This is a genomic window from Mycobacterium sp. NPDC003323 (genome assembly GCF_053589535.1).
Genome location: NZ_JBSFSB010000013.1, coordinates 82,605 through 96,062, shown reverse-complemented (window position 1 = coordinate 96,062; position 13,458 = coordinate 82,605). Strand labels below are relative to the sequence as shown.

14 protein-coding genes are annotated in these 13,458 nt (G+C 68.5%); 7 read left to right on the top strand and 7 right to left on the bottom strand.

The genetic code is table 11. The features are described 5' to 3' along the window. Positions 1 to 24 precede the first annotated feature (24 nt). Genes ACWDUN_RS23565 through ACWDUN_RS23555 form a run of 3 tightly spaced genes read right to left on the bottom strand, consistent with a single transcriptional unit; the run spans position 25 to position 3,705 of the window. Entirely contained in the window at positions 25 to 1,227 is a 1,203-nt protein-coding gene (locus ACWDUN_RS23565; RefSeq protein WP_449932436.1) for an alpha/beta hydrolase, read from the bottom strand. 10 nt (positions 1,228 to 1,237) lie between these two features. After that, entirely contained in the window at positions 1,238 to 2,896 is a 1,659-nt protein-coding gene (gene fadD12 / locus ACWDUN_RS23560) for an acyl-CoA ligase FadD12 (protein WP_449932435.1), read from the bottom strand. Then, entirely contained in the window at positions 2,896 to 3,705 is an 810-nt protein-coding gene (locus ACWDUN_RS23555; protein WP_449932434.1) for a 1-acyl-sn-glycerol-3-phosphate acyltransferase, read from the bottom strand. The genes fadD12 and ACWDUN_RS23555 overlap by 1 nt, the downstream gene beginning before the upstream one ends. An 82-nt stretch (positions 3,706 to 3,787) precedes the next feature. Here ACWDUN_RS23555 and ACWDUN_RS23550 point away from each other — a divergent pair, with 82 nt between their 5' ends. Then, positions 3,788 to 4,612, top strand: coding sequence for an arylamine N-acetyltransferase family protein (locus ACWDUN_RS23550; RefSeq protein ID WP_449932433.1), 825 nt, complete (start codon positions 3,788 to 3,790; stop codon positions 4,610 to 4,612). Here the strand turns inward: ACWDUN_RS23550 and ACWDUN_RS23545 are convergent. Continuing rightward, on the bottom strand, positions 4,590 to 5,594 hold the full coding sequence (locus ACWDUN_RS23545) for an acyl-CoA dehydrogenase family protein (protein ID WP_449932432.1): 1,005 nt from the start codon (positions 5,592 to 5,594) through the stop codon (positions 4,590 to 4,592). The two genes, ACWDUN_RS23550 and ACWDUN_RS23545, sit on opposite strands and share 23 nt — an antisense overlap. 2 nt (positions 5,595 to 5,596) lie before the next feature. Beyond that, a complete protein-coding gene (locus tag ACWDUN_RS23540; protein WP_449932430.1) occupies positions 5,597 to 6,751 on the bottom strand; it encodes an acyl-CoA dehydrogenase family protein in 1,155 nt (384 codons plus the stop codon). A 71-nt stretch (positions 6,752 to 6,822) separates the two neighbouring features. On the opposite strand from ACWDUN_RS23540, the gene ACWDUN_RS23535 reads away from it, so the two are divergent. Continuing rightward, positions 6,823 to 7,725 (top strand): helix-turn-helix domain-containing protein, encoded by a 903-nt coding sequence (locus tag ACWDUN_RS23535; RefSeq protein ID WP_449932429.1) that lies wholly within the window; start codon positions 6,823 to 6,825, stop codon positions 7,723 to 7,725. A gap of 3 nt (positions 7,726 to 7,728) precedes the next feature. Next, positions 7,729 to 8,271 (top strand): dihydrofolate reductase family protein, encoded by a 543-nt coding sequence (locus tag ACWDUN_RS23530; protein ID WP_449932427.1) that lies wholly within the window; start codon positions 7,729 to 7,731, stop codon positions 8,269 to 8,271. Here ACWDUN_RS23530 and ACWDUN_RS23525 read toward each other — a convergent pair. Beyond that, a complete protein-coding gene (locus ACWDUN_RS23525; protein WP_449932425.1) occupies positions 8,268 to 8,390 on the bottom strand; it encodes a hypothetical protein in 123 nt (40 codons plus the stop codon). The two genes, ACWDUN_RS23530 and ACWDUN_RS23525, sit on opposite strands and share 4 nt — an antisense overlap. Before the next feature lie 171 nt (positions 8,391 to 8,561). Here ACWDUN_RS23525 and ACWDUN_RS23520 point away from each other — a divergent pair, with 171 nt between their 5' ends. From ACWDUN_RS23520 to ACWDUN_RS23505, 4 genes are all read left to right on the top strand, one after another. Then, positions 8,562 to 10,394 (top strand): acyl-CoA dehydrogenase, encoded by a 1,833-nt coding sequence (locus tag ACWDUN_RS23520; protein WP_449932424.1) that lies wholly within the window; start codon positions 8,562 to 8,564, stop codon positions 10,392 to 10,394. Between the two features lie 141 nt (positions 10,395 to 10,535). After that, positions 10,536 to 10,901 carry a hypothetical protein gene (locus ACWDUN_RS23515; protein WP_449932423.1) on the top strand — a complete coding sequence of 122 codons (366 nt, stop codon included), beginning with the start codon at positions 10,536 to 10,538 and terminating at the stop codon, positions 10,899 to 10,901. 35 nt (positions 10,902 to 10,936) lie between these two features. Further along, positions 10,937 to 12,421 (top strand): sensor histidine kinase, encoded by a 1,485-nt coding sequence (locus ACWDUN_RS23510; RefSeq protein ID WP_449932422.1) that lies wholly within the window; start codon positions 10,937 to 10,939, stop codon positions 12,419 to 12,421. Continuing rightward, positions 12,406 to 13,071, top strand: coding sequence for a response regulator transcription factor (locus ACWDUN_RS23505; RefSeq protein ID WP_449932421.1), 666 nt, complete (start codon positions 12,406 to 12,408; stop codon positions 13,069 to 13,071). The genes ACWDUN_RS23510 and ACWDUN_RS23505 overlap by 16 nt, the downstream gene beginning before the upstream one ends. 72 nt (positions 13,072 to 13,143) lie before the next feature. Here the strand turns inward: ACWDUN_RS23505 and ACWDUN_RS23500 are convergent, their stop codons facing one another. After that, positions 13,144 to 13,320, bottom strand: coding sequence for a hypothetical protein (locus tag ACWDUN_RS23500; RefSeq protein WP_449932420.1), 177 nt, complete (start codon positions 13,318 to 13,320; stop codon positions 13,144 to 13,146). Positions 13,321 to 13,458: the final 138 nt, after the last annotated feature.

Sequence of the window (13,458 nt, the reverse complement as noted above, 5' to 3'; positions counted from 1 at the left end):
CCCGAATTGCACGCCGGCGCAGCGTCAGCCGCGTATCCAGTTCAGGAACCGCTCCACGGCGGCCGCGGTGTTGTGGCCGTGCGCCGAACCGAAGAAGTCGAACGCATGCTGCGCGTGCGGGATCTCGGCATAGATCACCGGTGCCTTCGACACGGCCTTGAGCGCGGCGACGAAATCGCGGCCCTCCTGCACCGAGATCACCGAATCATCCTCACCGTGCAGGACAAAGAACGGTGGTGCGTCGGCGTGCACCAGGGTGATGGGTGAGGCGTCCAGATAGACCTGCCGATTGGTCGCGAATGGCAGCTTGACGATGAACTTCTGCAGCACCTTGACGAATTCGCCGCGGCCGGAACCCTCGTCGGTGAACCAGTCGTAGCGTCCGTAGATCGGCACGGCGGCGGTCACCGATGTCTCTGCCTCCTCGAACCCGGGCTGCCACTTGGGATCGTTGGGGGTCAGCGCGGCCAGGGCCGTGAGGTGCCCGCCGGCCGATCCGCCGGTGATGTACACCGCGGTCGGGTCCCCGCCGTAGTCGGCGATATTGGCCTTGACCCAGGCGATGGCGCGTTTGACGTCGACGATGTGGTCGGGCCAGGTGTACTTCGGGCTGATCCGGTAGCCGATGGACACGCAGATCCAGCCGCGCTCGGCCAGCCGGCTCAGCATCGGATAGGCCTGCGGCCGGCGCATCCCGATCATCCACGCGCCGCCCGGAACCTGCAGCAGCACCGGTGCTTTCCCGTCACGGGGCAGGTCCGGACGCATCCAGATATCGGCCAGGTTGGGTCCGTGCGGCCCGTAGCGCGCCGTCTCGTGCACATAGCGCCGACGTGACCAACCCGTTCCGAACACCCCGCGCGGCTTGCGCTCGGGCTCCTTGGCCTCCAGGTAGTCCGCGCCGAGCGCCGCGCGCAGGGGATCCTCGAAGTAACGCTTGGATTCCTCCTGGCGGCGTTGCAGCAGCAACAGCAGGCTCCAGGTCAGCGCCTTGAGCGCCAACGAGATCCGGCCGTTGCGGGTCTGGTAATGCCCCAGCAGAGCTCGGCGCAGCACATCGAGCAGTGACCCGGTCAGCAGTAGCGGCGCGTTCTCCGACGTCGGCCAGCCGAACGCGAACGTCGGCAGCGTGCTGTACCCCTGGCGGCCCAGCGGGCGGACGGCGTTGCCGGCGTTGACCAGTTCGGCGAGCGCGCCCAGCACCGGGCGAGGTTTCAGCAGACGCATGACCGCAGGGTTACCCACCTACGCGATCCTGCAACTCACCCCGGGCGATCTTTCCGGTGCTGTTGCGTGGTAGCTCGTCGAGGAGGGTGATCTCGCGCGGGACCTTGTAGTTCGCCAGATTGTCGCGGACATGGGCCTTGAGTGCGTCGACGGTCACCGGGTTGCGCGCCACCACGAACGCCGCCAGTCGCTGGCCGAACTGCTCGTCGTCGACGCCGATCACCGCGGCCTCGGCCACATCGGGGTGGGTGACCAGCGTCTTCTCCACCTCGATCGGGTAGACGTTCTCGCCACCGGAGACGATCATCTCGTCATCGCGGCCCACCACGAACAACCGGCCGGCCGCATCCAGGTAGCCGACGTCTCCGGAGTTCATGAAACCGTCGTGGAACGCCTTGTTCTTACCGTTGGTGTAGCCGTCGAACTGGGTGGAGTTGCGCACGTAGATGGTGCCGACCTCGCCGGTGGGCAGCGACCGCAGGTCGGCGTCCAGGATTCGGATCTCGGTGCCCTCGGCCGGTTTCCCGGCGGTGTCGGGTGCCGCCCGCAGATCGGCCGGGGTGGCGGTGGCGATCATGCCGGCCTCGGTGGCGTTGTAGTTGTTGTAGATGACGTCACCGAACTGGTCCATGAACTTGATGACGACATCGGGGCGCATCCGCGATCCCGATGCCGCCGCGAAACGCAGTGTGCGGCCGCTGTACCGGTTGCGGATCTCGTCGGGCAGCTCGACGATGCGGTCGAACATCACCGGCACCACACACAATCCGGTGGCCCGGTGGGTGTCGACCAGCGCCAGCGTGGCCTCGGGGTCGAACTTGCGGCGGGTGATGATCGTGCAGGCCATCGACGCGGCGAAGGCCAACTGTGAGAAACCCCAGGCATGGAACATCGGGGCGACCACGACCACCGGTTCCTCGGCGCGCCACGGGGTGCGGTCCAGGATCGCCTTGAGCACCTCCGGTCCACCGCCGGAATGCTTGGCGCCCTTGGGTGTTCCGGTGGTACCCGAGGTCAGCAGGATGACCTTGGACTTCTGCTTGGCGCGCCGCGGTTCGCGGCCGGCGTATTCGGTGATCAGCTTCTCGACGGTGAACAGTGCCGTCGCGGTGTCGGTCCAGGCCACCACCCGGGTGGTCTGCGGTGAATCCTGCAGCGCCCGTTCGACGGTCGCACCGAACTCCTCGTCGTAGATGACCGCGCTCGGGCGTCCGGCGGTCTCGCGTTGCCACACCTCGGCCAACGCGGGTCCGGCGAAGGCGGTGTTCAGCAGCAGCACGTCCGCGCCGAGGCGGTTGGCTGCGATCAGCGCCTCGACGAAGCCGCGATGGTTGCGGGCCATGATGCCGATCACCTGTGGCTCGCCCGAGGGCAGCTTCTGCAGGCCGGCGGCCAACGCGTCGGCCCGCTGGTCGAGCTCCCGCCAGGTCAGCGCGCCGAGCTCGTCGATCAACCCGACCCGGTCACCACAGCGCTGCGCGGCGCTGGCGAATCCCGATGTGATGCCCATGTTCTCGCGCGCCATGGCGGCGGCGATGCGCAGGTACTTGTCGGGCCGCAGCGGTGCGATGACACCGGCGCGCACCATGGTGTCGACCAGGCCGACGGTGCCGGTGACCCTGTCGATCGCCGGGCGAGCGAAGCGACGGGGGAGATCTTCCAGTCCCATCAGCCGATCACCGGAAGCCTGCGCTCGTCGGCCAGGCCGTCCAGCGCGGTCTGCATGACATGTCGCACATGAGCGTCGACCTCGTCGATATCCGGGTTCTCGCCGAACTGCTCCTCGATACGCACCGGGGGCAGCACGGCCATCGTGATCTTCGCCGGCAGCGGCACATTGAGCGGCACCACCGCCGAGAGCCCGAATGGGAAGCCGAACGACAGCGGGACGATCTTGGTGCGGGCCAGCCGCGCGATGGGGCCCAGGCGCTTGGCCAGCCAGGTGCCGCGCGACAGGTAGAACTGCGTCTCCTGTCCGCCGATGCCGACCATCGGCACGATCGGGACGCCGGCGTTGATGGCGGCACGGACATAGCCCTGACGACCGTCGAAGTCGATCTTGTTGGCCGCCAGGGTGGGGCGGTAGACGTCGAAGTCGCCGCCGGGGAACACCACCACGACACCGCCGGAGCGCAACGCCTCGTCGGCGTTCTCGTGGCTGGCCAGGATGAAACCGGTCTTCTTGAAGAAGTCGCCGGTCGGGCCGACCATCAACATGGCATGGCTCAGCGTGTAGACCGGGCGGCCGTAGCCGAAGCGCTCGTAGAAGTCGGCGGCGAAGATGGGCACATCCATCGGGAACAGGCCGCCGGAGTGGTTGCACACCACCAGCGCGCCGCCCTCGGGGAAGTGCTCCAGACCGCGGACCTCGCTGCGGTGGTAGGCCTTGAGGAGCGGTCGCAGCAGCCCCATCACCTTCTCGGTGAGTCCCGGATCGAACTTGGTGATCTCGGTCGGTTCGATATCGGTCGAGCCCATGGCGGTGCCTCCGGCGGTCGAAATAGAACGTGTTCTAGTTTTGCACGGGATCCGGGCGTGGTCAAAAGGCACCATGGACAGCATGACGACCGATGTGACCGCGTACCTCGCCCGTGTCGGGTACGCCGGCCGGGCAGATCCGACACTGGACACCCTGCACGCTCTGCACGCCGCGCACAATCGGTCCATTCCGTTCGAGAACCTGGACCCGGTGCTCGGCACGCCCGTCGTGGACCTCGGCGCCGACGCGTTGACCGCAAAGCTCGTGCACGGCCACCGCGGCGGATACTGCTACGAGCAGAACGGACTGTTCGGATACATGCTCGAAGAGCTGGGCTTCGGGGTGGACCGGTTGGCCGGCCGGGTGGTCTGGATGCACGAGCCCGACGCGCCACTACCGGCACAGACCCACAATGTGCTCGCGGTGACCGTCCCCGGCGAGGACGGCCGGTTCCTGTGCGACGTCGGGTTCGGCGGTCAGACGCTGTCGTCACCGATCGAGCTGACGGCCGGACCGGTACAGCAGACCCGACACGAACCGTATCGGCTGGCGGACGCCGGTCCGGACACTTTCCGGTTGGAGGCGCTGGTGCGCGAGCAGTGGCAGGCGCTGTACGTGTTCACGACCGAGCCGCGGCCGCGCATCGACCTGGAGGTCGGCAGCTGGTACGTGTCGACCTATCCGGAGTCGATCTTCGTCGTCGGGCTGTCGGCGGCCCTGGTGACCGACGAGGCCCGATGGAACCTGCGCGGTAGGCAGCTGGCCGTGCATGCCAACGGCGCTACCGAGCGCACCGAACTGGCCGGTGCCGCCGAGGTCGTCGGCGAGTTGGTGAACCGGTTCGGGCTCGATCTGAGCGGGCTGGGCGACGTGGAGGCCGGGATCAGTCACGTACTGCAGAGCTGACCAGCACATCCCACGGATCATCGGCGGCCAGCGCCAGCCGGCCCAACCGGCGGGCGTAGGACGCCGTGCTGCCGAACTCGTCGGTCCAGCTGCGCGCCCGCATCGTCACCGACCACAGCGGATGCTCGATGGTGACGCCGATGGCGCCGTGCAGCTGATGGGCGATCGTGGTGACCGGCGTGGTGGCCCGGCCGACGGCCACCTTCGAGACCGTCACCGCGTAGTCGGCGCGGGCATCGGCGAAACCGAACTCGGTGACCGCCGCGGTGGCCAATGCGGTTGCCGCCCTTGCCTGCTCGATCTCACCGGCCATCGCGGCCAAGGCATGCTGGACGGCCTGGAACTTGCTCAACGCGCGACCGAACTGCACCCGCTCACCGGTGTGGGCAACGGTCAGCGCCAGCGCCGCATCGAAGGCACCTACGATCTGTACGCACCGTGCCCAGGCGCCGCGGCGGACGAGTTCGTCGCCGACGGCGGCGTCCAGCCGGGTCAGCCCGGCGGCGTCGTAGCGCACCGTGCCCCGCGGCTCGCCACCGAGATCGTGCCCGAGGGTCACGTCCGGATCGGCGAGCAGACCGACATGCAGTCCGTCATCGGCGCGGGCGGCCAACACGACGGCGGCATCGCCGGGCCAGGGCACGTCCCGGGCCACACCGTCCGCGCCGATGGCCACGGTCAGCGGGCCGGCCGGCACCTCGAGCCCGGCCTGGGCCGCCAGCCAGCCGGCCAGCAGGTCGGTCTCGGCGATCGGCACCGCCGCGCCGTGGCGGGCCAGGCCGGCCAGCACGACGGCCAACTCCGCCGGACCGGCATCCTGCTCGGTGATCAGCCGGGCAAGCCCGGTCTCCTCCAGGTTGTGCCACAGATCGGCGTCGAAGGCCTCCGGCAGCCTGCGATCGCCGAAGCGCGCCTGCGCCGACCGGGCGCCGATATCGTCGACGAGTCGGGCGAGCTCTTCGAGCTCTTCTGACTCTCTCACGGCTAACGCACCCCCAGTCCGCGGGCGATGACCCCGCGCAGCACCTCGTTGGTGCCGCCGCGCAGGGTGAACATCGGCGAATGCTGCCGCGCCGTGGCCAGGACCGCGCGTAACCGGGCGGCGGCCTCGGCATCGGACACATAGTCGAGCAGTTCCGCGCAGATCTCGACGGACTGCTGTTCGAACCGGGTGCCCAGATCCTTGACCAGCGCCGCGCGCGTCGCCGCGTCCTCACCGGCCGACAACGCCCGGGCCACCGACACCGACAGCTGGCGCAGCGCCATCGCCCGGCCCAACAGGTCGCCGACCTCGGCGGCGGTGCGGTCGTCGACGGTCTGACCGGCCAGGGACCGGATGACCTCCATGATCAGGGTGGCCGTCGACAGGATGCGTTCCGGGCCGGAGCGTTCGAAGCCGAGTTCGGCGGTCACCTGATGCCAGCCGTCGCCGATCTCGCCCAGCACGTCGGCATCCTCGACGCGGACCTCGTCGAAGGTCACCTCGTTGAAGTGGTGGTGACCGTCGAGGGTCACGATCGGGCTGATGCTCACCCCCGGCGCGTCCAACGCCACGATGAACTGGCTGAACCCGGCGTGCCGGTGCTCGGGATCGAGCGCACTGGTTCGGGCCAGCACGATCGCGAAGTGCGCGCGGTGCCCGCCGCTGGTCCACACCTTGGTACCGCTGATGGTCCAGCCGCCGTCGACGCGGATGGCCCTGGTGGCGGTGGCGGCCAGGTCCGATCCCGCGCCGTGCTCGCTCATCCCGATCGCCGAGTAGAGCCGGCCGGCGGCGATTCCGGGTAGCAGCCGGCGGCGCTGCTCGTCGCTGCCGTAGCTCAGCAGCGACGGCGCGACCTGCCGGTCGGCGAACCAGTGCGCGGCGACCGGGGCCCCGGCTCCGAGCAACTCCTCGGTCACCACGTAGCGGTGCAGGAATCCGCGTCCGTGCCCGCCGTACTCGGTGGGGATCGTCAACCCGACGAAGCCGGCATCGGCCAGTCGCGCACTGAACTCGGCGTCCCAGCTGGTGAGCCAGGAGTCGATCTCGGGCCGCCAGCCGAAGCGATCCCGGTCCCGGACAAGGAACTGCCGGACCTCGGCCCGAAGCTCGGCCAGGTCACCGTCATTGGCGCACAGCGCGTCGAATTCACTCACCGATTGCGCAGTCTAGGCGCAGCAGGAATTGTCATGGTCGGCCCGGCTGCCGACGGCGATACTCGAAAACCGTGACCACCCCGCGCCGCGACCGCCTCCGGGAACTGCTCGACGCCGTCGTCGACGCGCAGAACACCGACGTCGCCGGGATGGCGCGCAGCAGCTTCGCCTCGGAGTTCCATTTCTCCCGCGAGGTCAGCCGGCTCACCGGCGAACCGCCGGCCGCGCTGCGCCGTCGCGTCATGCTGGAACGCGCGGCCTGGCGGTTGCAGCGCGGCGAGGGCGTGGCGGCGGTCGCGCTGGAGGAGGGCTGGTCCTCACCGGAGGTGTTCTCCCGCGCCTTCCGGCGCGCCTTCGGGGTGCCGCCCTCACAGGCCGACGCGGTCGGGTTCCGGTTACCCGCCCCCAACGGGGTGCACTTCCATCCACCCGAGTCGCTGTGGCTGGATTCGCCGGGGGATGCCACCCAACCCGATGTGTCGCTGCTGATGATCGCCCACGATGTCGCCGATACCGCCCACCTCATCGGAGTGGCCGCGGGTCTGACGGCAGACCAGTGGGCACAGCACATCTCACCGGGGCAGGTGATCCTGGACTGGGACGGCCCGGAACCGAGCGTCGGGGCCGTGTTGGATGCGCTGGTGTGGACCAAGGAGGTCTGGCTGGCCAGCATCGAGGGCCGGGATCTGCCGGTGCGGGGCGGCCGCCGCACGGCCGCGCAGCTGGCCGCCGACCACGACGATGTGTCCGCGCGCTGGACGGCGATGGTGCGCGAGCACGGGCAGCAGGGGCGACTCGGCGACACCGTGATCGACGCGCTGTGCGATCCCCCGGAGTCCTTCCAGCTCTACGGCATCATCGCCCACGTCCTGACCTACTCGGCGCACCGACGGGAATTGGTGCGCGCCATGCTTGCCCGCCTCGGCGTAGCGGTGCGCCGCGGTGACCCACTCGAATGGATGCGAGGTAACTGACATATGGCAACCATCTATTTCACGGCGTCCAGCCTGGACGGGTTCGTCGTCGACGAGGCCGACAGCCTGGACTGGCTGGTGACGCGCGAATTCGATCCGAACGGGGCGTTCGGTTACGACGCCTTCGCCGAGGGTGTGGGTGCGATCGCGATGGGCTCGTCGACATACGAGTGGATCGTGAAAAACCATCCGGGAGAATGGATGTACAGCCAACCCTGCTGGGTGCTGACCAGCCGGACCGGTCTCGTGCAGCAGGAGCATCCGGTGCAGGCGTTCGACGGTGATGTGGCCCGACTGCACACCGTGCTGCTGGAGGCCGCGGGCGACAAGGATGTCTGGGTCATGGGCGGCGGGCAGACCGCCGCGCAGTTCGTGGCTGCCGGCCTGGTCGACGAGTTGGTGGTGACCTACACGCCGTGCAGCCTGGGCGCGGGTGCCCGGCTGCTGCCGATCCGCTCGGAATGGGAACTGCAGGAGGTGGCCCGCAACGGCGAGTTCGTGTGCGCGCGCTGGCGCGGGGCCCCGGCGATCCAGGGGTCGGCTTAGGCTGCGCGGTCGGTGCGCGGCGGCCGGTTCAACGGGTTCAGACGGAGCACCGACGGACGCCGCACACCCAGTTGCCGGGTGAATCGACGGCCGGCGACGTTGAGCTCGATCAGCAACATCGCGGGGCCTCCTCTCTGTGGGTCTCAGCTTAAGGAATGGAACGCCCCTGCATGTAGTGGTTATTCCGGCATCGCCGCAGGTGGCGGGTGAACAACTGATGAATTGCGGATGCACGACGTTTGCGGCAGTTCGATGCGACCCGTCGGGGCGGCCGGTTTATCCTCACCGGCATGGGGCACTACCTTTCCAACGTTCGCGATGTCGAGTTCAACCTGTTCGAGGCCCTGAGCCTGGACAAGGTGCTGGCCACGGGCGAGTTCGGTGATCTCGACGGCGCGTCGGTCCGCGACATGCTGGCCGAGGCCGCCCGCCTGGCCGAGGGTCCGCTGTCCGAGGCGTTCGCCGAAACTGACCGTAACCCACCGACTTTCGACCCGAAGACGCACACCGTCAGCTATCCCGAGCCGTTCAAGGCGGCCCTGCAGGCCTGGCAGGACGGTGAGTGGTTCCGGGTGGGTCTCGACGAGGCCGTCGGCGGCCTGCCCGCCCCGGCAATCCTGACCTGGGCGATCAGCGAGTTCGCCCTGGGCGCTCAGCCCGCGGCATATATCTGCCATTCGGGTCCGGTGCTGTCGGACATCATCTACGGCCTGGGCAATGCCGAGCAGAAGCACTGGGCGGCGTTGATGGCCGAGCGCAACTGGGGCGGCACCATGGTGCTGACCGAACCGGATGCCGGGTCCGATGTCGGCGCCGGGCGTACCAAGGCCACCCAACAGCCCGACGGCACCTGGCATCTGGACGGGGTGAAGCGATTCATCACCAACGGTGACACCGGCGACATCTACGAGAACATCGTGCACGCCGTGCTGGCCCGGCCCGAGGGCGCGGGGCCCGGCACCAAGGGGTTGTCGCTGTTCTTCGTGCCGAAGTTCCTCTTCGACCCGGAGTCGGGTGAGATCGGCGAGCGCAACGGGGTGTATGTCACCGGGCTGGAACACAAGATGGGCCTGAAGGCATCGGCCACCTGTGAGTTGACCTTCGGCCAGCACGGCAGGCCCGCGGTGGGTTGGCTGGTCGGTGATGAGCACAGCGGTATCGCGCAGATGTTCAAGATCATCGAGTACGCGCGAATGATGGTCGGGACGAAGGCGATTGCGACGCTGTCGACCGGTTACCTGAACGCGTTGGAGTACGCCAAGACCCGCATTCAGGGTGCCGACCTGACCCAGATGACCGACAAGACCGCGCCGCGGGTCACCATCCTGCACCACCCCGACGTGCGCCGCTCCCTGCTGACCCAGAAGGCCTATGCCGAAGGGTTGCGCGCGCTGTACCTCTACACCGCGGCACACCAGGACCCGGTGGTCGCCGAGATCACCTCCGGGGCGGATCCCGAACTGGCGGAACGGATCAACGATCTGCTGCTGCCGATCGTCAAGGGTTTCGGCTCGGAGACCGCCTATCGGTATCTGACCGACTCACTGCAGACCTTCGGCGGATCCGGCTATCTGCAGGACTACCCGATCGAGCAGTACATCCGCGATGCCAAGATCGATTCGCTGTACGAGGGCACCACGGCGATCCAGGCGCAGGACTTCTTCTTCCGCAAGATCGCCCGCGACCAGGGGGCGGCGCTGACCCATCTGCTCGGTCAGGTGCAGGCATTCCTGGACCGCGAGTCGCCGCGTCCGGAACTGGCCGACGGCCGCACCGCACTGGCCACCGCGGTCGCCGACGCGCAGGGAATGGTCGGCGCGTTGATCGGTTACCTTGTTGCCTCACAACAGGATCCGCGCGAGCTCTACCGGGTCGGTCTGGGCTCGGTGCCGTTCCTGATGGCGATCGGTGACCTGCTGATCGGGTGGCTGCTGCTCGAGCACGCCGACATCGCCCTGGGTGCACTGGAGACGGCGTCGGACAAGGACCGCGCGTTCTATCAGGGCAAGGTCGGGGCGGCGGAGTTCTTCGCCAGGCACATCCTGCCCCGGCTGGGCTCCGACCGCGCCGTCATCGAGTCGGTACAACTCGATGCGATGGACCTGCCCGAGGAGTCCTTCTGACTCTGCCGGCGAAACCCCCGTACCCGGGGTAGTTGCGGCATCGGGCAACCCCGGGTACGCGGGTTTCGCCGCGGTCGTAGATGAGAGCGTTCTCATCTGCGTCTCACCTTCAGGACATCGCCGCCGCCCAGGCTGGACGTCATGAAGGCGACGATCCTCATACCGATCGCGGTGCTGGCCGCCGCGGGCGCCGCCACCGCCGTGGGTGTGTCGATGACCTCGAGCGCCGATGACGCACCGGCCTCGCCGATCGTCGTGCACGCACCGCAGCAGGCACCCGGCCCGGGCGGATCCGACCTGCCCGCCGCGCCGGACGCGAACAACCCGACTTCGAACCGGCCGGGCGGGGACATTCCGGCCGGCCCGGGCCCGGCCACCGTGCCGCCACCTCTGGTCACCGCCGAGCCCAAGGTGCCGCCGCCACCGGTCGACGTACCCGCGCCGCCACCGGCCATCACCAGCGATGACGACGACTGGGACGATGACGACGGGGGTTGGGACGACTGAACGCATTGGATCGGCCACCGGGCAGGATGGACGATATGCCCTCGCACGCGCCGGTCCGCTCGACCCGGCGACGGCTGCTGCCCTCGACCGCGCGCACCCGGATCATCGGCTGGGTATTGCTGCTGGTGCTCGCGGCACTGGGCATCGTCACCTTCGTGACCTGGCGGCTGCTGGTCTCGGGGATCAACACCCGGATGGACGAGGCGCTGCGTTTCGAGGTGCAGGAGTTCGCCGAGCTCAGCGCACCCGGCATCAACCCGCGCACCGGTGAACCCTTCGCGGGCGTCGACGAGGTGATCCGCGAGGCCATCGCCTACAACATCGCCCGGCCCAACGAGAAGTTCCTCGGCTACGTCGACGGCGAGTACCGCACCCAGAGCCGGCAGGAACCCGGCACCCCGGAGATCCTGGCCGGCGACGCCGCCTTCACCGCGCTGGTGGCCGATCTGACGGTGCCCACCGAGGGTCGCTACGAGCATCCCGAGGCCGGCGAGGTGCGCTACCTGGCCATTCCGGTCACACTCGACGGCAACCCGGGCCGCGGTGTCATCGTGGCCGCCTATCTGGGCGACGCCGAACGCGCCAGTGCCGACGACGCCGCCCGGCTGATGCTGGTGGTCGGCGCGCTCACCGTGCTGGGCGCGGCCGGAGCCGCCTGGCTGGTGGCCGGACGCATCCTGGCGCCGCTGCGCGATATCGTCGACACCGCCCGCAGCATCACCGAAACCGATCTGTCCCAACGGATCCCGTCCACGGGTGAGGGTGACGAACTCGACGCACTGGTCGGCACCGTCAACGGCATGCTCGATCGGGTCGAGACGGGGGTGTCGGCGCAGCGCCGGTTCATCGACGATATCGGCCACGAGATGCGCACCCCCATCACCATCGTCCGCGGGCACCTCGAAGTCGTCGATGCCGGCGACCGGGCGGACGTGGAGTCCACCATCGCCCTGGTGGACGACGAGCTGGACCGGATGAACCGCATGGTGTCGGACCTGATGCTGCTGGCCCGCGCCGAACAACCTGCGTTCCTGCACCCCACCGGTGTCGACATCGGCGCGCTGACCGCCGATGTCTTCGGCAAGATCGGTCGCCTCGGCCAGCGCGACTTCGTGCTGGACGCCTCGGCGCAGGTGGTCGCGGTGGTGGATCCGCAGCGCATCACCCAGGCGTTGGTCGCGTTGGCCGACAACGCCTGCCGCTACACCCGCCCCGGCGACCGGATCAGCGTCGGATCGCAGCTCTCGGGTGGGTGGTTGCGCTTCTGGGTGGCCGATACCGGTCCGGGCGTCGGCGAGGCCGACCGGGCGCGCATCTTCGAACGTTTCGGCCGCGGCAGTGCCGGCGGAAAGCGTTCCGACGGAGCAGGTCTGGGCCTGGCCATCGTGCGGGCCATCGCCCATGCGCACGGTGGCGAGGTGCTGCTGGACAGCACGCCGGGACGCGGTGCCTCCTTCACCGTCGTCGTACCCGCACATGTCGTACCACCGGAAGGAGACGGCCCATGGCCCGCGTCCTGATCGCCGAGGACGAACCGCGCATCTCGTCGTTCGTGGAAAAGGGCCTGTCGGCCAACGGTTTCGCGGTCACCGTCGTGGCCGACGGCCTGTCCGCCTACGACCACGCCGTCACCGGGGGCTTCGATCTGATGATCCTCGACATCGGCCTGCCGGAGATGGACGGTTTCGCCGTGTTGCGCAAGCTGCGCCGGCACAGCTGCACCATCCCGGTGATCGTGCTGACCGCTCGCGACAGTGTGCAGGACACGGTGGCCGGCTTGGAGGGTGGTGCCGACGATTACATGCCCAAACCGTTCCGGTTCGAGGAACTGCTGGCCCGGGTGCGGTTGCGGCTGAGCTCGAGCCGGTCCACCGAGCTGACGGTGCTGGCCTACGGCGGGCTGCAACTGGATCTACGGACGCGTCGTGCGGACGTGGCCGGGCGGACGGTCGACCTGTCGGCGCGCGAATTCGCCCTTGCCGAGACGTTTTTGCGGCACCCGGGTCAGGTGCTCTCCCGCGAGCAGTTGCTCAGTCACGTCTGGGGTTATGACTTCGACCCCAACTCCAACGTGGTCGATGTCTACGTGCGCTACCTGCGGCGCAAGCTGGGCGCCGACCGGTTCGTCACGCTGCGCGGCATGGGCTACCGCCTGGAGAACGTCCCCTGATGCCCAAACGAACAAACGGGCGGGAAATCCCCAGGATTCACCCGCCCGTTCGTCATTCTCGGCGCACAGGGATCAGTCGTCCCAGTCGTCGTCGTACCAGTCATCCCAGTCGTCGTCGGCCAGCACCGTCGTCTGCGAGGTGGTCGCAGGGACCGGGGTGACGGGCTCATCGGCGAAGGCGGTGCCGGCGCCCAGGAAGCCCAGGCCGGTCAGGGCCAGGGCGACGACGAGGAACTTCGTGTTCGGCATCGGGTTGCTCCTTGCTAGGTGGTTTTCTCTGACACCACAAGGTTCGCGTCCGAGCATGAGGACAACAGGAGTCCCGGATGAGCGCTCTCATCTGGTGAGCAGACACAAAACTGCCCCCAATCCGAAGAAAAGGGGCAG